This window comes from Spirosoma lacussanchae (assembly GCF_005870035.1).
Taxonomy (GTDB): Bacteria; Bacteroidota; Bacteroidia; order Cytophagales; family Spirosomataceae; genus Spirosoma; species Spirosoma lacussanchae.
On the sequence record NZ_SWJG01000003.1, the window covers coordinates 234,499 to 254,618 of the forward strand.

Here is a 20,120-nt window from a genome sequence, read left to right on the forward strand (position 1 = left end):
CGGACTACCGCCCGACCGATGGCCGGGCTGGGACCGGTTGCAGCAGCAGCAGCGAGTCGTTATTACGGGCAATAGCCAGGGCTGGTCTGTTCCCGACTCGCAGTGGCAGTATGTGTCTGACCTGCCCGGTGAGGGGTGGGCCGTTTAGTCGGGTTGGCTCAAACCGGCACTTTCCTTTGTTGATTAGCACGAGGCCATAATCGGCATCGTAGCGCCCCATCTGAATGTTGCAGCCGTAAAAATTGCCGCCCATGAGCACATCGGGTAAGGCATCGCCATTGGCATCGATGATGGCCGCTGCCTGGTAGGGTGCCAGTTGGGCCAGCATCGGCAGCGGCTGAGCCGAGAACCGTCCGTTGCCATCGTTGACCAGCATCAGATTCTGGAAGGTGTTGGCCTCGAGCTGGCGGGCGTCGGCCAGGTTATCGGCGCCGATCAGGTCGGCGATGCTGGCTCGGGCAAAGTCGCGGGCGTAGATGAACTTCTTCTTGATGAACGGAAACTGCTTCTCGGTTTCGGCTTTGTTGGCAAACAGCACCTCTTCGTTGCCCAGGTAGTAGGTCAGTAGCTGATCCGTTTTCTGGTTATGGTCAAAGTCACCCACGTAGAGCCGGACGGGCTGCTCAATGCTGGCACGCAGGCGGCTGTTGAGCCCCAGGTTGCCCACCAGTATGTCGAGGTCGCCGTCGTTGTCGAAATCGTGGGGCAGGCTGAAGTTCCACCAGCCTTTCCGCTCGGTCAGCATCCGTTTGGTAAAGCGACTCTGCTGGTTTTCGAGCAGGCAGATGCCATCCCATTCCAGCGTCAGCAGCAGGTCGGGGTCGCGATCGGCGTCGAAATCGACCCATTCGGCCTGTTTCACCAGCCCGATCGTGGCGGCTTCCGGAGCCTGCCGGGCGGTCATGTCGGTGAAGCGGCCGGTGCCATCGTTCCGAAGCAGATAGGAGCGGGGGGGCATGCCGTACTCGAACGGAATGGTTCGGCCGCCAATGAACAGCTCCGGCCTGCCGTCGCCGGTGAGGTCGGTAGCCCGTACGCAGGCTGCCGTGAGATAGACACCCGGAAACGCGTCGGCTTTGCGGCTGAACTGCCCGCGTCCGTCGTTCAGATACAGGCGGGGCTGGGTATACTCGGAAGTACCCCGGTACTCGTTGCCTCCGCTGGCCACTACCAGATCGGGGTCCGCGTCACCGTCGACGTCGGCGAAAACGGCGTCTACATCTTCGTAGACGCTGTCGCGTTCAAGGGCCGGCTGGCGGGTTCGGGTAAACGTACCGTTGGGTTGCTGCACGAACAGAGCGCTTTTGCCATCGCGCGCCGACCCAGCAAATAAGTCCTCGAGCCCGTCGTGGTTCACGTCGGCCACCGCCAGCGGGGGACCTTCGGCCGACATCATATGCGGAATCAGGGCTTCGCGGTCGAACTCGTTGAAGTTGTTTTCCTGATGCTGATAAATCAGGTTGGCCGGGCGGGTAATATCCGTAAAGGCCGTTGTCCGGGGCTGGCGGGGCCGGTGAGCCGCGTAGTCGAAGCGGGGCAGGCCGGGCTGGTAGCGGAGCGAGATAACCCGCTGGCTGCTGTCGGGACTAACGCGCTGGTAGCGGTTGTCGGGCCAGACAATCAGTACCGAATCGACGGTAGCCAGGCGACCCAGCCCGACCGTGAGCGGCACCTCCATACTCGACTGGAAGCCCCGCACCGGAAATTTCTCGTAGCTGAGCACCTCGCCCTGTCTGTATACCAGACACTTGGCGCCAATGGCGTTGCGGTTGGGAGCCGCGCCCGTCAGCCGGATGGTCAGCGACTGATTGCCGGGGGCGTAGGTGCTGGACAGGTTTTCGTAGACGAAGGGGTGGTCGTTGATGTTGTTGGTAACCACGTCGAGGTCGCCGTCGTTGTCGAGGTCGGCGTAGATGGCTCCGTTCGAGTAAGCAGGTTTATCATTGTCGATGGTGGCGGCCAGGTCCTGAAAACGCAGGTCGGGCTGGTTGCGGAAAAACTTGTTGGGCAGCTTGATCTCGGGCAGTTTGTCGGTCAGCGACTGATCATTTTCGGTAAACTCTTTCCGGTCCATGCGCGCCTGTATGGTCTCGTTCGATACAAACGCGATGTAGTCAATGTCGTTCATGCGCTTCGGAATCCCGTTCGAGATGAACAGGTCTTTGCGTCCGTCATTGTCGAAATCCATGAACAGGGGCGACCATGACCAGTCGGTAGCGTGAACGCCGGCATACATGCCAATCTCCGAAAAGGTATTGTTTCTGTTATTGAGCTGGAGGTTGTTGCGTGCAAACTGGTAGTTGTAGCCCTGTCTGATTTTGTATTTGAAGATGTTGTAGGAGTCTTCGCCCTCCGACCGTTTTAGAATCTCGCGGTCGAACGGAAGCATATCGAGCGAGATGATTTCCGGAAACGCATCGTTGTTGATGTCGGCAATGTCGATGCCCATCGAGAACTGACTGGTATGTCGGATCTGCTGGTCAAGCTCTTCCCGAAATCGTCTCGATCCGGTTTTGGGGTCGGGCTGGTTGATGTAGAGATAGTCGTTTTCGTGGAAGTCGTTCCCGATGTACAGATCCGGATAGCCATCGAAGTTTACATCGCCCGTGCCCACGCCCAGCCCGTAGCCCAGCACGTCGCTGATAATACCAGCCGCCTGCGTTACTTCTACGAAGCGGGGCAGGCCACCCGCTCCCTGCTCAACGCTCATGTTGCGAAAGAGCCGGTCGCCGGCGGTTGGGTGGGTTTTTCCCTGGAACGCGCTCCGGAAGCCGAAGGTGCCGTTCTGGTGCAGCGAGTGGTTAAGCTGAAACATGTCCAGATCGCCGTCGCCATCGTAGTCGATGAAGGCCGCCTGGGTGCCAAGTCCCGCCAGATCGAGTCCGTACTCGCTGGCGCGTTCGTCGTATACGGGTACGCCCGCTTTGGTAATTTCGCGGCAGACAAAGAGCCGGTTGTGCCCTTTGAAGTCGCCATAGCCGCTGACCTGGCTGATGTACAGATCGAGCAGCCCGTCCTGGTTGATGTCAACGACCGACACGCCATTGGCCCAGCCTTTGCCCGCATTGATACCGGTCTGGTCGGTAACGTCGGTAAACTGGAGCTGGCCTTTGTTGAGGTAGAGTCGATTGGGGCCGCTATTGGCCGTAAAACACAGATCGACCAGCCCGTCGTTGTTGAAATCGCCCGCCCCTACGCCACTGCCGTTGTAGAAGTACATGTAGCTGAAAATATTCAGTTCGTTGGTTGGCACCAGCTCGTTCGTGAAGGAAATGCCGGTACGGGCCGCGTCGAGCAGCCGGAAGGTAGCTGGCTGACGGTCGGGTTTCTGGCAGGCGAAGAAAGTCAGCGCCACCGATGCCGCCGTGAGGAGGGAACGGACGCGGTTATTCATTCCAGGCATTCATACCCGACGCGGGCAGGGGCATACAGGCAATGAAGTTGCCCGGTAGGGGATCGTAACTCAGCATTTTTTTGCCAACCTGCTCGCTGGTGAAGTAGCCAAGCAGGGTAAGCCCTTTCAGCTGGCGGTAAAAGGCCGTTGGTGGGCTGTCTTCGAGCGTAATGCCCCAGAGTGAGAGCGGGGTTTTGGCGGCCTCATGGTCCAGCTTGAGGAGCAGCGCTTCACGTTGGGCGGGGGTGGCCTCAACGAACGAGGTGCCGTGGGCTTCTTCGGCGGCTTCGTCCAGCGCGTTCAGGCCGTCGATGAACCGACCCTGCTCTTCTTCTGACAGCAGGTCGTTCAGCATTTTGTCGATAAACTGCGGTACCCCAATGTCTTTGGCACCCGGCGTGCCGGTACGGGGCAGTATGGTTTCGGCAATTTCGGCAATGGTATTGGCCTGGGTGTCGGTCAGAAAAACCGGTTTCCAGCTTAGGGAAACGGGTGTTGAGCAGGCTGTAAACAGCTCGCTCAGCGCTCCAATCGAGACGGAGTAGCCCATGAACAGAGCCGATTGTTTGAGTAGGTCCCGGCGGGTCATAAGTCGTTGCGGTTTAGCGATCGGGTGGCGAAATCAACCGCCCGGGCCGTCAGTGCCATGTACGTAATGGATGGATTTACGCAGGACGAAGAGGTCATACAGGCGCCATCGGTCACGAACACGTTGCTGCAACCCCACACCTGGTTGTTACCGTTTAGGATCGACGTTTTGGGGTCGCGACCCATGCGGGCCGTCCCCATCTCGTGAACGCCTACTCCCATACCGCCCGAATGATCGAAGGTTTTGATGTTGTTGAGACCGGCGGCTTCGAGCATTTCGGCGGCATCGGCCATCATCTGTTTGCGCATAGCCCGTTCGTTGGTGCCAAAGTCGGCATCGAACACCAGCGTCGGCAGGCCCCACTGGTCTTTTTTGTCCGGGCTCAGCGTCACTTTGTTGTTGTGGTCGGGCAGTACCTCGCCGAATCCCATCAGGCCCATACCCCAGCCACCGGGTTTGAAGAGGCTGTCTTTGAAAGAGGCTCCTACGCCCGGCTGGTTTACACCCGCGCCCCAGTTGTCGCGCCCGGCGCCGGCCCCCTGGTAGTCGTAGCCGCGCAGGAAATTAGGGTTTCTGGTTTTTGCATCGAGGTTGACATAGCGCGGAATGAACAACCCGCCGGGCCGCCGTCCTTTATAATATTGATCCTCAAAACCGTCGTAGCTGCCTACAGCACCTACATGATAATGGTGGTCCATGATATTGTGCCCCAGTTCGCCACTGTCGTTGCCAAGTCCATTGGGGAAACGCCGAGATTTGGAATTGAGCAGGATCTGGGTGGTTGCCATCGATGACGCGCAACAGAAGATCAGTTTTGCGTAAAACTCGGTCATCTCTTTCGTTTCGCGATCGACTACCCGTACGCCGGTTGCTTTGCCTGCCTTTTCATCGAAAATGATGGAATGCACTACTGAGTTGGGTCTGATGGCGAAGTGGCCGGTTCGGTTGGCGGCTGGCAGGGTGGCCGCGTTGCTGCTGAAGTAAGCCCCGTAGGGGCAGCCCCGCGCGCAGCGGTTGCGATTCTGGCATTTGGCCCGGCCCAACTCCTGATGCCAGGGCTGGGGGTCGGTCAGGTGCGCCACCCGCCCGATGGTTACGGGGCGGTTGCTGTATTTCTTCATGACCTCCTGTTTGAAGTGATTCTCCATACAGTTCAGCTCCATCGGTGGTAGGAAATAGCCATCGGGGAGGTGGTCGAGGCCCAGCTTCTCGCCACTGATGCCGACAAATTTCTCGACATACGTGTACCAGGGCTCAAGGTCTTTGTAGCGGATAGGCCAGTCGATGGCAATACCTTCGCGGGCGTTGGCCGTAAAGTCGAGGTCGCTCCATCGGTAGCAGTGTTTGCCCCAGGTCAGCGATCGACCGCCGGTCTGGTTGCCCCGTATCCAGTCGAAGGGCCTCACTTCTTCGTAGGGGTCGTCTATATCTTTCGTGAAGAAATGTTTGGTGCTTTCGCCCACGAACCCACTGCGGATCTGCACGTAATAATCTGTTTGGTCCTGATGACTCAGGTTGCCCCGGTGCGCAAAGTCCCAGTGATCGTGGTTCATGGTCGGGTAGTCGTCGATGTGGTTGACGAGCCTACCTTTCTCCAGCACCAGCGTATTAAGGCCTTTTTCGCAGAGTTCTTTGGCGGCCCAGCCTCCGCTAATGCCGGACCCGATCACGATGGCATCGTACCGGTGGGTTTTGTTAACAGTGGTGTTCAGGTTAGCCATGATGGTTTACGGCAGCGCTACTTTCTGATGCGGTACAGGGTTGGTTTCGACTGGTTGGCTAAGGTAATCAAATGTGACTGCTGGCCGATGCGTAATGAGCTGATTTGCTTGACCTCCCCGGTTTCCAGATAGCCGCTTTGCTGGGTCGGTACTACGCTGAACTGTCCCCGGCGACGGTTTAGCAGCACCAGACCCCGGCAGGCGTCCAGCCGCCCGAACTGCGGAATGAACTGGGTAAAGTTGCCGCCCAGGACCAGGTCGTTCAGGCCGTCGGCGTTTACGTCCTGCCAGGCTATGGCGTTTACGCAGGACAGCTGCACCGGCGCCGGTAACGCCCGGACTGTAAACCGGCCGGCCCCGTTATTGACCGCAATGACCGACTGGCAGTAGCTGACCGTTCGTGTCTGGCTGGTCCGCAGCACCTCCTCCGGAAACAGGTCCTGAATCGATTTGCGGGCGTAGTCGGTATGTTTCAAAATCTGGCGTTTTAAAAAAGGAAACTGGTCGGTCATTTCGCGCTTCAGAAAAACCGGCATCAGCCGATGGTCGGCGCTGGTCCGGGTCATGATCTTATCCAGCCGGTCATTTTTATCGAAGTCGTTGACAAACAGAGTTAGTGGCTGGTCGGGCGTGCCGCGCAGGGCGCTGTTCAGGCCCAGATTGCCAAGTACCAGATCCGTATCGCCATCATTGTCTATGTCGGCGGCTTTGAGGCTGCCCCAGAAACCGGTAAACGCATCGAGTCCGGTGTCTACTTCCTTAAACATACCGCCCTGGACCGAAAACACCTTCGGAGCCATCCAGTCGCCAGCCACGACCAGATCGGGCCGTTTGTCGCCCGTAACGTCGGTCCAGGCTGCGTCACGAACCATACCGAGCGAGGCAAACGCTGGCGCATACCGGGCCGATACGTCCTGGAAATACCCCGCACCGTCGTTTTGCAGGAGGTAGCTCGGTGGGGTGAGCCCGTACTCCTGCGGGTAGCTTCGGCTGCCGACAAAGAGATCGAGGTCGCCATCGGCGTCATAGTCCACCGGGACAATGACGCTCGTATTCATACCGGTTGGCGGCAGGGCCCGGCCGTTCAGGGTAAACTGGCCGTGGCCGTCGTTCATATACAGACGGTTCATCAGCTCCGGCGAGCCAGCTGCAACCTGGTTGCCTCCGCTCCCGATGATGAGGTCCAGATCGTCGTCGTTGTCGGCGTCGAAGAACTGGGGGGCCGTATCTTCGAAGGAGGCAAGCCGGGTAAAAACGGCCTGGGATGAGGGCTGAAATCCGCTGGCGGTCTGCCGGTAAAGCTGACCAGGCTGCCCTTTGGCTCCGCCGATATAGAGGTCGTCGCGCCCGTCGCCGTCAACATCGCCGATGGCGGCTTTGGGACCCTCGGTCGAGAGCCGGGCGGGGATGTTTCGTTCGTTGTAAAAATCGTCGTACGCGTCTTCACGGTGCGCGACGAAGGGCGACTGGACCCGTTCGAGCAGCGCGGGGCCGGGGAGCTGGGGCTGGGCAGGTGGCGGGTTCTGGGCGTCGCGAATGGACAGGGTAAGGAGTTGGTCGGGCTTAGGCGCTTTGACCAGGCTGACGCGACCGTCGTACCACCGGATGCGGAGCGAGTCGGGCTGGCCAATGGTGCCGAGGCCCAGCGTCTGCACGTATTCGGTGCTGGACTGAAAACCGCGGGCCGGTGCCAGGTAGCGGCTGATAACCTGCCCCCGGTGCATCAGTTCGATGGTTGAGCCGATGGCAAAGGTGTTGAGGCCCTCGCCTACGAGTTTTACTTTGAGATAGCGATGCGTCGGGGTTTTTCGCTCGGCGTGGTTCTGGTAAATAAGGCAGGGCTGGTTAACGGTATTGACTACCAGGTCGAGGTCACCGTCGTTGTCGAGATCGGCGTAGGCGGCTCCGTTCGAGAACGACGGGTCGCCGAGGCCCATCTGCCGGGCATTTTCGGTAAACGTCAGGTTTCCGTTGTTATGAAAAAAGGTATTCGGAAGAGGAGTGGAGGGCATGTGGCGCACAACCTCGTCGAACTCTTTCTTCTTGCCGGACATAGCCTTGGTCTGAGCCAGGTCGTTGGCGAAGAAATCGATAAAGTCCTGGTCGATAACGTCGTGGTAAATGCCGTTGCAAACGTAGATGTCGTTGTAGCCGTCGTTATCGGCGTCGAACAACAGCGCGCCCCAGCTCCAGTCGCTGGCAGCCACGTCGGCGTAGTACGCAATCTCGCTGAAGGTGCCGTCCTGGTTATTTAGCTGCAGGCAGTTTTGCTGGTACTGGTTGTAAAAGCCGCGCTCTTTTTTGAGGTTGAAGAGATAATGGTTCTCGAACGAGGAGGTTGTTTTCTTCCGGAATTCATCGCGGGGCAGCATCTCGGTCGTGAACAGTTCGGGATAGCCGTCATTGTTAATGTCGCCCAGATCGGCGCCCATCGACGCGATGCTGAGGTGATTCATCCGGCTTTCGATGTCTTCGCGGAAGGTGCCGTCCTGATTGTTGATGTAGAGGTAATCTTTCTCAAAAAAGTCGTTGGAAATATATATGTCGGGCCAGCTGTCGTTGTTGACATCGCCGATGGTCACGCCCAGCCCAAACCCGATCAGGCTGCTGTAAATACCCGTTTTTTCACTGACATCGACAAAAAGGGGCGCGTTTGGGGCAGACAGATTGGGTGAGTTGCCCCGTTTATTCACCGCCCCTACGCCCCCGCGTTCTACCGTCATGTTGCGCAGGAGTCGGTCACCACCGCCTTTCAGAAAATCCTTGACGGGCCAGTCTTTAGCCCGTAGCGTTCGGTTGTTGGCAAAGTCGAGGGTGTTAACCGGAATAAAGCTGTTGTTGAGAATATAGCAGTCGAGATCGCCATCACGGTCGTAGTCGAAAAAGGCCGCGTGGGTAGTATAGCCGTTATCGTCGAGTCCGTACTGCCGGGCCGATTCGGTAAAGGTTGGTACGCCGTTTTTCAGACCGTTGTTGATGTAGAGTTCGTTATGTTGGCCAATGCCTTTCTGGTAGCCCGCGTAGCAGACGTAAATGTCGAGCCAACCGTCGGCGTTGATATCGACCATAACAACGCCAGTGCCCCATTTACCCGTACTGCCTACGCCTGCCCGGTCGGTAATATCAGTAAACTGCCAATTGCCCGTACCGGGTTTGGTCTGGTTCAGGTACAGTTTGTTGGTACCCATGTTGGCGGTGAAGTAAACATCGGGCAGGCCATCATTATTAAGGTCGCCCACGGCTACGCCCCCGCCATTGTAAAAGTTGCGGTAGTTAAAAATGTTGAAATCTTCGCGGTTGACCACCTTGTTCTCAAACGAGATGCCGATGCGGTCGTTATCCATCCGCTCGAACAGGGCTTTGTCGGCCGGGCTCGAGCAGGCGAAGAGGCTGGTCAGCAGGGCGAGTACAACAGCCGGTACCAAAGCCGGTCGAAATAGGGTTGAATCCACGCGATTGCGTCGTTACGGTGTCTGTCAAAAGGGGAAAGGGCTCAGAAGAACACGTCTTTTCGGGTAACGTGCTGAAGTCGGAGGCTGGGGTTTCGGATTACGATCAACCCCTGAACAGTAATCCATTTGGTAGGTACCCGCTGAAATTCATACTTACCCGCCTTGCCGGTCAGGCGCATGACCAGTTTATCGTCCGTCAGGGTTTCAACGGTAATCGTGCCGTCGGTCATCAGGTAGCCTTCGCCCCGCCGGTTGGCTTTGTCGATCAACCGACCGATCATCACGCTGCCCGCCACCTGGTTGTCGAGGAATACCTGCCGTTTGATGGGTTTGTCTTTGTACCAGTCGCTGCCGCTGAACGCCACGATGATGTTGCTTTCGAACTGATCGAAGAGGTTGAGCCGCATAAACGTATCATACACATCGACCTGCCCGCTGAACTGGCTCTCGGCCGGGTAAAAATCGGCGCCATCGAGCTGTATCCGAACCCGGGCCTGACCCGGTTTAAGCGATGCATATAACTCATCGACAGTGGCTTCTGGGCGGCAGCCCGCCAGCCATATGAATAACAGGCCAATGAGCAGAAAAGAAAGTTTCATGTTACGATGGATACGGAAGTACCAGAACAAAATATCCCCAAAACGCCCAATGGCGTTTTGGGGATGCATAAACAGGCTGTCAATCAATAGCCTGGGTTCTGTTTCAGGTTCGGGTTCGACACCGTAGCGTCAGACGGAATGGGGAACAGTACCGTGTGCGCGCTCTTGTTGTCAACACCGGTGCCGGTCAGGAATTTGCCGAAACGAACTTCTACCGTCCGCTTGCCGCCTTCCCAGTAAGTTTCTCGACCGATCTCGTCGAACATGGCATCTTCGGTCAGCGATGTCAGCGCCGACGCGCCCCGCAGTTTGCGGAGGTCGTTTACCTGCGCCAATGCCGCGGCTGCATTGCCCGACCGAAGCAGGGCCTCGGCTTTCATTAGGTACGCATCGCCGTAGCGGGCAATGATGTACTTGTTGGCATCGGCCGGGTGGTACTTAATAACCCGGATTCCTTTGTCGGTCGGCGTACCGGCCAGCGTTACGTCGCGGGTGAACTGCAGCGGCTTTTGCGTGCGCGAGTCGACGATAGCCGCGCCCTTGTCGTTATACTGCTGCCCGATCAGGAAGCCACGGCCAATACCTGAGAACTCTTTCCCGTCTCTCTTAGCCGCTACACCTTTCCGGACATCGCTCGTCTCGAACTTGTCGTAGAAGTCGGCCAGCGTAGCAAAACCGTTCCAGCCCGAAGGGTTCTGGTCGTAGTGGAGCGTCATATACCAGCGGTTCTGCGGAGATCCCTGCGCGCCGGTCAGAATGATCTCGTTGGCAGCCGTTTTGGTGAAGTTGCTGAAATAATCGGGGTTCAGCTTAAAGCCAGCGGCAGTAATAGCGTCAACGGCCTTAACCACGTTGTCCATGTCGGCTTTGTCGAACGTATAGGGGCCTTCGGCTTTCGCAGATTTGAACACGGCTTTGTTCAGGTACAGTTTGGCCAGCAGGTAGTTGGCCGCAGCTTTCGTAGCGGTCGGGTTGTCGGACGAAGCCGGGTTGGCTTCGGTCAGTGCCGGGAGGGCTTCGGTCAGGTCTTTCAGAATAAAGTCGAAAGCCTCAGACCGGCTTTTCACCTTCGGGTTGTCGTTTACCCCTTCAGTAGCTTCGCGGAACGGAACCTGGCCCCAATAGTCCATGACGTAGAACATGTTCCAGGCCCGGAGAAACTTGGCCTGGGCAGCCTGCGCGGGCGTTGGGCTGGAGGCCAGAATCTGTGTACACTTGAACACCTGCGAGTTCAGGTTATTCCAGGCGTTCAGGTTCCAGGAGTGGGTAGCATCCCAGGTGTGCTGATCGAGCGTGCGCCATACGCCATTATCGCCCCAGTCGACACCGCGCGTGGGCGGAATCATCTCGGCCGTTGTGTGCTCACCCAGGGCGTATATATTAGCCTGATCGGAAAACTGGTTGCCCAGATCGTTGTAAACCGCCTGGAGGGACTGCGCTACGTCGACGGATTTGAACCCGCCGGCCGACTTAACGACCAGCGAGTCTTTCTCGACCACATTCAGGTCTGTGCACGACGACAGCACAGCCAGTACAGCGGTCATACTCAATACCTTGCTTGTTATATGCGTATTCATGAGTCTTTTTTAAACTAATTGATTGAATTAGAATGCGATATTGGCACCCAGAGTCCAGGTACGAGCGCGGGGATAGGCTGTGTAATCGATACCCAGCGATGGTACACCGTTCAGCGATTTGTTGGTATTTACCTCAGGGTCCTGGCCCGTATAATTGGTAATGACGAAGAGGTTCTGACCGGTCAGGAACAGCCGCAGGTTTGAGAGGGTTTTGTTACCCGTGTTAAAACGGTAGCCCAGGCTCAGGTTCTGCAGGCGAACGAACGATCCGTTTTCGAGGAAGCGGGTCGATACGTCAGGTGCGTTGAAGGGTCCTTCTTTCAGGCTAGGTACATCGCGGGTTACGTTGCGGCCGTTGTTGAAAGCACCCTTGGTGAAGAATGCGTTGGCATTGTTATTATACACCCAGTTGCCAAATACCCCGTTGAAGAAGAAGCTCAGGTTCCAGTTGCCGTAGTGCAGGTTGTTGGTCAGGCCACCCGTAAAGGTCGGCAGTGGGCTTTTGCCGATGAACTTTTGCACGTCGCCACCCGTATAGATGGTGTTGCCTGCTTCATCGTAACCGCCAAACTCGCGCAGGAAGAACGCAAACAACGGCTGATCATTGGCGATCCGCTGGGCAAAAGCGCCCGTCAGACCCTGGCCGCTGATGCCGCCGGTATTGATCAGACCTCCGTAATTTTTCACGATGTTCTTGTTGTAGGCTGCGTTGAACTGTACATCCCAGCCAAACTTGGGTTTGTCGACAATGCCGACGTTCAGGCCGAGTTCAACCCCGCTGTTGATTACGTTGGCGTCGAGGTTTCTCCAGACGAATGGCGTCAGAGCTGGTTGCGCCGATGTAACCTGAATCAGCAGGTCTTTGGTGTCTTTCCGGTAGAAATCGATCGAACCCGTTACGCGGCTACCGGCAATACCGAAGTCGACACCGGCGTTGAACTGGGCCGTAGATTCCCATTTCAGATCCGGGTTGGGAAACGATACGTCACTCAGGCCACCGCCGTTGATGTTATCCGACGATGCGTTGAAACCCCAGTCGCTGAACCGCTGACGCTGATCGTAGAGGTTGTGCGGAATCGACTGGTTACCCGTTACGCCGTAGCCTAACCGAACTTTCAGGTCGGAGAAGACCGCTTTCGGAATGAATGACTCTTCGCCCAACCGGTAGGCAACGGCCGCCGAAGGGAAATAACCGTATTTGTTACCGCCACCAAAGCGGGTCGAGCCATCGGCCCGCAGCGTGGCCGTCGTGATCAGCTTGCCAATGGTCAGGTTTACCCGGCCAAAGTACGACTGCAGTTCATCTTTGGTGTAGGCTGTGTTTTGAATCAGGCTACCAAAGCCCTTCGAGTTGTCGGCAGAGGCCGCGTTGTTGATCATCAGATCCAGATTGCCTGTCCGGAAATTGGTTGCAGTTGCCCGTTGGAAGGTATACTCAAAGCTCTGGTACGAGTAACCCAGCAGCGCGTTCAGGCTGATGTTCTTGTTGATCTCCTTGTCGTAGGTGAAGTAGTTCTCCATCAGATTGTTATTAATCTGAATGTCGGTCAGGAACAGGCGACCCACGTTCTGAATATCCTGATAGACGAGATCTTTAGAGAAAGCTGCTTTCCGGGACGACATTGACTTGTCGAAACCCAGTACCGTCTTAAATTTCAAGCCGGTTATGATTTCATATTCGGCATTGAGGTTACCCAGTGACCGCAGTGTTTTGGTATTGTCGCGCGACAGGTCGAGCAGGGCCTGTGGGTTCGGCTCGGCTACGTTGCTCGACTGATAGAGCGTGCCATCCGGATTGTAAACCGACAGCGTTGGGTTCGATTTCAGAATACCCGCCAGCAGGTCACCCTGGTAGCCGGCGTTGTCGGTAACCGGGACGTTGCCATCCTGGGTTTCCGATACCGTGGCCTGGATACCGATGTTCAGCTTGTTATTGATGAACTTCTTGTTGCCATTGAACGTAGCGCTCAGGCGGTTGAGGGAGCTTTTCTGCATGATACCCTGCTGGTCGAGGTAGCCAAGCGAAAAGCGGTAGTTGCCCGTTCCGTCACCGCCACCGTAGGCGAGGTTATGCTGGTTGGTCAGACCCGTCCGGAACAGTACGTCCTGCCAGTCGGTGCGTGCACCCCGATCCTGAGAAGGTTGCAGTTTGGCATACTCGTCGGGGCTCAGCAAATCATAGCGTTTGGTAATGTTGCTGATCCCGAACGAAGGCGAATATTCGAGGCTGCCTTTGCCCGACTTTCCTTTTTTTGTCGTGATCAGAACAACGCCGTTGGCACCGCGCGATCCGTAGATGGCCGTAGCCGACGCATCTTTCAGGATGTCGATGCTCTGAATATCTTCCGGGTTCAGGAAGTTGAGCGGGTTACGGGGCGAGGAGCTACCGATCCCCGAGTTCTGACCATCCGACTGGGTATTGTCACCACTGAGGGGTACGCCGTCAACGACGAAGAGTGGGTTATTACCGTTCCGTACAGATGAGGTACCCCGGATACGGATGTTAATACCACCGCCGGGCTCCCCGCTGTTTTGCGTAATGGCCACCCCGGGTACCCGACCCTGCATGAGTTGCTCAGGCGATGTTATAATTCCTTTGTTAAAGTCTTTGGTGCCAATTACGTTCACCGCACCTGTAGCGTCCTTCTTTTTCACCGAACCATAACCGATAACGACGACCTCGTTCAGGGTCTGATTATCTTCGGTCAGCGACACGTTAATAACGCTCTGATTACCCACCGTTACTTCCCGCGATTCATAGCCGACAAAACTGAAGACCAGTACGGCCCGATCCGGCACGGCAATGCGGTAGTTACCAGACGCGTCTGAGTTGGTCCCGCGTTGGGAACCTTTAACCGCAATGCTTACGCCCGGCATGGCCGTTCCATTGGCGTCCTTCACCACACCCGACACCTGGCGATCCTGCGCCCATGTGCTAACTGTTATAGCAAAAAATAGAGTGGTAAGCAGGAGCCTGCTCACAAAAGTAGTAAGTCGGTAACAGCTGATCCGGCTTGCCACTGCGTAACTGTGCATCATAGATTTTGATAAATTAAGTATAAGTACCAGGTTACTGTTTATGCCTTTCAATGCAATCTACCTAAATCTTACCAAAAAGTGGTATTATTTGAGCATTAAATAGCAATTGGGCTGCAAATAAGTAGTGTTTTTTGCAAAACGTCAAGGTGAGTATCTATAAATTCCCATTAAAATATTATTCTATTTTTTATGTAGATATACTTAAGTATATAGTTTTTGTGATGACATATAACCCACTGCATCGGATAAGTTCAGTAGCAGAGTTCAAAGGAAGGGGGGGCAGTGGGTTGGCAATCGGCTTAAACAGGCCGATTTGGGTGGGTAAACCTGGCAAACATCAGACTATAATCCGTTGGTTGTGGGGGTTTTTTCGCCACTGGAGCAGGCCATCGGATAGCTTTTTTTTACTACAATTGGCAATTTTTTTCCTAAATTAATCCTATACGGATACCCGTATATCAGGTAAAAACGTACGAAAAAGGCGTAACGATAACGTAGGTAACTTATTCAGTAACAGACAAAAAGATTATGATTTTTTAACTATAAAGTACAAAACGACAGATTGCTGACTGCCCCAATATAGTACTATATTTACCAATAGTATACCGATTTTAACAATTCTCTATTTGCGTTTGTCAAATCAAGATAGCTACTTTTGCTATAGATTATACTTTGACTATAGGCTATACTATGTCTATTGCAAAGCTTTATTTAGTGGTTTATTGACGAACGTCTGTCCATCTGAATCCAGTCTCCCAGACTGTACCCTGTTATGATGATCATTCAATGTTATGAAAGCAGGATGGCCTCGCTGCCACAGCCGACAGTCCGTCTGGCCAGTAACCAAAACCATTTTTAATTATTCAAAACATTTTACTGTAAACCTATGATGGACAAATCCTACACAGGTGACCGTTTCGGCGGTTACGTAGGTCAGGTTGGGAGCGCTCAACCCCAGCCATTTCGTAAGAAAGCTTGCTACGGCTTTTTATCGTTACTGGCCATGGTACTACTGCTGGGAAACCAGCTGGCGTGGGCGCAGGGCACAACCCTGACGGGTAAGGTGGTTGACAAATCGGGTATTGGCCTGCCCGGTGTAACCGTACAAATTAAAGGCGCTAACCGGGGCACATCGACCGATGGCGATGGCGCGTATCGGCTGTCTGACGTACCCGGCGGAGCCACGCTGGTGTTCAGCTCGATTGGGTTCGCTACACAGGAGGTTGCGGTAGGTAACCGGAGCGAAGTGAACCTGACGCTACAGGACGATACCAAGTCGCTGAACGAGGTGGTCGTGGTGGGTTACGGTACCCAGCGCGCCAAAGATGCTACCGGTTCTGTAGTAGCCATCGGTACCAAAGATTTTAACAAAGGGGTGATTGCGTCGCCTGAGCAACTGCTCCAGGGCCGCGCGGCTGGTATCCAGATCACACCCGCCAGCGGTGAACCCGGTGCCGGGGTGAACATCCGTATCCGGGGTACATCGTCGCTCCGGTCGGGTAACAACCCGCTCTTCGTCGTTGATGGTATCCCGCTCGACGGGGGCGAAACCTCTAGCGGTGGCCGCGATTTCGGGGCCGGTACGCAATCGGCCCGTAACCCGCTGAACTTCCTCAACCCCGACGATATCGAGAATATCTCGGTCTTGAAAGACGCTTCGTCGGCGGCTATTTACGGCTCGCGCGGTGCGAATGGCGTTGTCCTGATCACGACCCGCCGGGGCAAATCGGGCCAGCAGACATTCAACCTGTCGGCCAATACCAGCGTAGGCGGAACGCTTCGTCGGTACGACCTGCTGAGCGCGTCTGACTACGCTGCGGCTGTAACTCGGGCGGGTGGTGATGCGTCGTTGCCGGCCGTTAACGCCGGTGCGTCGACCGACTGGCAGGATCAGATTTTTCGCACCTCGTTCTCGCAGAACTACAACATGAGCTACGGTGGTGGTAACGACAACACCCGGTATAACCTCTCGCTGGGCTATTCGGATCAGCAGGGCGTTATCAAGAAATCGGCGCTGAAGCGTCTGACGGGCCGTATCAATGCCTCGCACGAGCTATTCGACGATAAGGTTGTGATCGACCTGGCGCTGACTACCTCGAACGTTAATGACGTATACGTACCCAACAGCGACAACGCAGGTTTCGAAGGTAACCTCATCGGCTCGGCCATCCAGGCTAACCCAACCTATCCGATCTATGATTCGCAGGGCCGTTTCTTCAACCCCGACGGGTATAACGAAGATCCGACCAGCACAAGCTTTGGCCGCCCGAACGGTAACTCCTTCCGGAACCCGGTGTCGTTGCTCGATCTGATCGACGATCAGGGCCGTACCAACCGGACGCTGGCCAGCATCAGCGCCACCTGGAAAATTCTGGACGGTCTGTCGTATAAGATCAACTTCGGTATCGATAACTCAAGCTCCGAGCGTCGTACGTCGATTTTCCGGAATATTCCGGGCTTTGCCATCACCAACAACGCTGGTCAGGCAACGATCCAGAATAACGACCGCTCGTCGCAGCTGATCGAGCATACCCTGAATTTCAACCGGAAAGTAGGCGTGGGTAACCTCGATGCCGTAGGTGGTTTTTCATACCAGAAGTTTCAGGATCAGTATAGCTTCGTACAGGCTAACCTGTTTATTCCGGATGCCGACGAGCTGTTCCCCTACGCTAATAACATTGGTGGTGCCAACAACAACGGCACCAACAAAGCCTACACCGCTGGCTCGAACCGGGGCCAGAGCGAACTGCAGTCGGTATTTGGCCGGGTGAACTACAACATCAACGACAAGTACCTGATCACCGCCACGGTGCGGGCCGATGGTTCGAGCAAGTTCGGCGCCAACAATAAGTACGGTGTATTCCCGGCTCTGGCGGCAGCCTGGCGCGTGTCGGACGAAGCGTTCGCCAAAAATCTGGGTGTCGATATCAAGCTGCGGGCCAACTACGGTATTACGGGTAACCAGGAGTTCCCCTCGAACCGTACCCGTAACCTGTACACCTTCGTAAATAACGGCTCGGGTACGGCTCGTGACATTACCCCGAACGACAACCTGCGCTGGGAAACGACGACTCAGTACGGTATCGGTGCCGACCTAGGTTTCTTCGGGGGGCGCCTGACCGCTACGATCGATTACTTCAACAAGAATACGACCGATCTGCTGTTCGAAGCCCTCTACGCACAGCCAGCACCGGCCCGGGCGCGCTGGATCAACCTCGACGCCAACGTGATCAACCGCGGGGTCGAGCTTCAGGTAGCCTACGACATTCTGCGCGGCAGCAAAGTGCGCTGGGACATTGTGGGTAACGCTACGTTCCTGAAGAACGAAGTGACCAATTTCTCGGGTATCTACAACACCGGTGCTATCAACGGTCAGGGCCTGTCGGGTGCCTATGCCCAACGGATCGTGAACGGCCGGCCGCTGTTCTCGTTCTTCATGCCGACCTTCACCGGCTACGACAGCAACGGGTTTGCTACCTATACCGATCCGTCGCTGAACCTGGAGTACGTAGGCAGCGCCATCCCGACCTTCAACTTCGGGGTGACCAACAACGTATCGTTCGGCAATTTCAACGTCAGCATGTTCTGGAACGGCGTGTCGGGTAACTACATCTACAATAACACCGCCAACGCCATTTTCACCAAGGGTAACCTGCGCAACGGTCGTAACGTAACGGTCGATGCGGCCAACAGCGCCGAAAATGCATTGAACCCACCGCTGGTATCGACCCGCTTCCTGGAAAAAGGCTCGTTTGCGCGCCTGTCGAACCTGACCGTTGGCTATACCGTACCGCTGACCAGCAAACAGATCCGGAACCTGCGTGTGTCGCTGACGGGCCAGAACCTGCTGCTCATCACGGGCTACTCGGGGGTTGATCCGGAGGTGAACACGAACAAGTCGATTGATGGTATCCCGTCGCTGGGTATCGACTATACCGCTTTCCCATCGCAGCGTATCGTTACGTTCGGCGTGAGTGCGGGATTCTAAGTAACACCTGATCAGGCAGTCGCTGACTGTTCAATGACTGCCTGATCTATCGATTTACCTGTTTCGTTTATAACAATTTAGTTAAACGGTTTCTTTCTATAGTTCAAGAAATGAGCCTGACTTCTTTGTAATTAGACAACTGAACCAAACAAATGAAAACTTCAATTCACGTTACTTCTGCCGTTGTTGGTGCGCTGCTGTTAACAGCTGTGGGCTGTACGGATCTGGACGATAAAGTAGTTGGCCAGCCGGTCGACCTGGCCGCCGGTGCGGCTGCCGGGGGCAATCTGACGGGTCTGCTCAACGGGGTATACGCGCAGGTGAACGGACTGACCGATCAGGCCAATACCTACGCCCTGGGCGAGCACGCATCCGATGAAATGATGGGCCCCACCCGCGGTACCGACTGGGACGACTTCGGCACCTGGCGCCGGTTGCACCAGCACACCTGGGATGCTACCCACAACCAGATCATTGCCACCTGGAACAACCTGAACACCGGCGTATTCCGGGCTACCGAACTGATTGCTGCGGCCAGCAGCAATGCGAACGTACTGGCCGAAGGTCGGTTCCTGCGGGCGTTCTTCATGTACAACGTAGCCGACCTGTACGGTAAAGTGCCGTTCCGGGAAGCCAACGCCAGCTTCGATTCAAACCCGCGCGTACTGACCCGGGCCGAGGCTACCCAGTTCATTATCGATGACCTGAATGCGGCCATTGCCGGTCTGCCCGCCACGGGCGATCCGGGCCGCGCCAACAAAAACAGCGCCCGTTTCCTGCTGGCTAAAGTACTGCTCAACAAAGCTGTATTTACCCAGAACCCGGAGCAGCCTGCCGGTCCGTACACGTTTACCCCGGCCGATATGAACGCGGTAATTGCCAACTGCGATGCCATTATCGGATCGGGTGCGTTTTCGCTGACTACGTCGGGTAAGTACTTCGATAACTTCCACTGGGATAACTCGACCCTCTCGAAAGAGCTGATCTTCGTGATCACCAACGAAGTAGGTACGTCGCAGGGATCGGCGCAGAACCGCTACCGCATGACGCTGCACTACAACCAGACGCCGGGCGGCTGGAACGGCTTCACTACGCTGGCCGATTTCTACAACAGCTTCGAAGCCGGTGATCAGCGCCGGGGGGCTGCCATCACGGGCCTGACCAACCGGACCGGCCTGCGGGCAGGATTCCTGGTCGGTCAGCAAAACGACCAGACCGGCAAGGCCCTGACCGACCGGGCGGGTGCTCCGCTGGTTTACTCGCCCAACCTGAACCTGCTGTACTCGGATGAGAAAGCCGGTATCCGGGTTATCAAGTACCTGCCCAACCCCGAAAATACCGATAACCCCGGTAACGACTACGTGCTGTTCCGCTATGCCGATGTGCTGCTGATGAAAGCCGAAGCGATTCTGCGGGGCGGTACGCCGACGGGTGGTGCTACGGCCCTGAGCCTGGTCAACCAGATCCGCACGGCTCGGGGCGCTACGCCGTTCACCACCGTGACCGAAGCGAACCTGCTGGCCGAGCGCGGCCGTGAGTTGTATTGGGAAGGCTGGCGCCGGAACGACATGATTCGCTTTGGTACGTTTACGGCTCCGTTTGATCAGAAGCCCACCACAACGCCGGACCACCGGGTCGTATACCCCATTCCGCAGCAGGCTGTTGATACCAACCCCAACCTGACGCAGAACTTCGGCTACTAAGCCAGGTTTGGCAAGCCAGATACTAGTCTGGACAGATCCCGCGAACAGCCGCTCCATC

At 56.0% G+C, this 20,120-nt stretch carries 9 protein-coding genes; 2 read left to right on the plus strand and 7 right to left on the minus strand.

What is annotated here, in order from left to right; genetic code table 11:
- Nucleotides 1-4: 4 nt before the first annotated feature.
- The 7 genes from FBR45_RS14210 to FBR45_RS14240 form a co-directional block, all read right to left on the minus strand.
- On the minus strand, nucleotides 5-3,394 hold the full coding sequence (locus FBR45_RS14210; RefSeq protein ID WP_138503451.1) for a VCBS repeat-containing protein: 3,390 nt from the start codon (nucleotides 3,392-3,394) through the stop codon (nucleotides 5-7).
- Nucleotides 3,387-3,983: a gluconate 2-dehydrogenase subunit 3 family protein gene (locus FBR45_RS14215; RefSeq protein ID WP_138503453.1), complete on the minus strand. Its 597-nt coding sequence runs from the start codon at nucleotides 3,981-3,983 to the stop codon at nucleotides 3,387-3,389. Before FBR45_RS14215 ends, FBR45_RS14210 begins: the two co-directional genes overlap by 8 nt.
- Entirely contained in the window at nucleotides 3,980-5,704 is a 1,725-nt protein-coding gene (locus tag FBR45_RS14220; RefSeq protein WP_138503455.1) for a GMC oxidoreductase, read from the minus strand. Before FBR45_RS14220 ends, FBR45_RS14215 begins: the two co-directional genes overlap by 4 nt.
- A gap of 17 nt (nucleotides 5,705-5,721) precedes the next feature.
- Nucleotides 5,722-9,156 carry a VCBS repeat-containing protein gene (locus FBR45_RS14225; protein WP_246082241.1) on the minus strand — a complete coding sequence of 1,145 codons (3,435 nt, stop codon included), beginning with the start codon at nucleotides 9,154-9,156 and terminating at the stop codon, nucleotides 5,722-5,724.
- 41 nt (nucleotides 9,157-9,197) lie between these two features.
- Nucleotides 9,198-9,755 carry a hypothetical protein gene (locus tag FBR45_RS14230; protein WP_138503457.1) on the minus strand — a complete coding sequence of 186 codons (558 nt, stop codon included), beginning with the start codon at nucleotides 9,753-9,755 and terminating at the stop codon, nucleotides 9,198-9,200.
- Between the two features lie 83 nt (nucleotides 9,756-9,838).
- Nucleotides 9,839-11,299, minus strand: coding sequence for a RagB/SusD family nutrient uptake outer membrane protein (locus FBR45_RS14235; protein WP_246082242.1), 1,461 nt, complete (start codon nucleotides 11,297-11,299; stop codon nucleotides 9,839-9,841).
- Between the two features lie 60 nt (nucleotides 11,300-11,359).
- Nucleotides 11,360-14,314: a SusC/RagA family TonB-linked outer membrane protein gene (locus FBR45_RS14240; RefSeq protein ID WP_246082243.1), complete on the minus strand. Its 2,955-nt coding sequence runs from the start codon at nucleotides 14,312-14,314 to the stop codon at nucleotides 11,360-11,362.
- Between the two features lie 943 nt (nucleotides 14,315-15,257).
- Between FBR45_RS14240 and FBR45_RS14245 the strand changes: the two genes are divergently transcribed.
- Complete coding sequence (locus FBR45_RS14245) at nucleotides 15,258-18,359, plus strand: SusC/RagA family TonB-linked outer membrane protein (protein WP_246082244.1); 3,102 nt, start codon at nucleotides 15,258-15,260, stop codon at nucleotides 18,357-18,359.
- Nucleotides 18,360-18,511: 152 nt separating this feature from the next.
- Entirely contained in the window at nucleotides 18,512-20,062 is a 1,551-nt protein-coding gene (locus tag FBR45_RS14250; protein WP_138503463.1) for a RagB/SusD family nutrient uptake outer membrane protein, read from the plus strand.
- The last annotated feature ends 58 nt before the right edge of the window (nucleotides 20,063-20,120 follow it).

What these genes read in the sequence shown, in the direction of transcription:
- FBR45_RS14210 (WP_138503451.1), bottom strand. Translation starts at nt 3,394, where the DNA reads ATGAATAACCGCGTCCGTTCCCTCCTCACGGCGGCATCGGTGGCGCTG.
- FBR45_RS14215 (WP_138503453.1), bottom strand. Translation starts at nt 3,983, where the DNA reads ATGACCCGCCGGGACCTACTCAAACAATCGGCTCTGTTCATGGGCTAC.
- FBR45_RS14220 (WP_138503455.1), bottom strand. Translation starts at nt 5,704, where the DNA reads ATGGCTAACCTGAACACCACTGTTAACAAAACCCACCGGTACGATGCC.
- FBR45_RS14230 (WP_138503457.1), bottom strand. Translation starts at nt 9,755, where the DNA reads ATGAAACTTTCTTTTCTGCTCATTGGCCTGTTATTCATATGGCTGGCG.
- FBR45_RS14235 (WP_246082242.1), bottom strand. Translation starts at nt 11,299, where the DNA reads ATGACCGCTGTACTGGCTGTGCTGTCGTCGTGCACAGACCTGAATGTG.
- FBR45_RS14245 (WP_246082244.1), top strand. Translation starts at nt 15,258, where the DNA reads ATGATGGACAAATCCTACACAGGTGACCGTTTCGGCGGTTACGTAGGT.
- FBR45_RS14250 (WP_138503463.1), top strand. Translation starts at nt 18,512, where the DNA reads ATGAAAACTTCAATTCACGTTACTTCTGCCGTTGTTGGTGCGCTGCTG.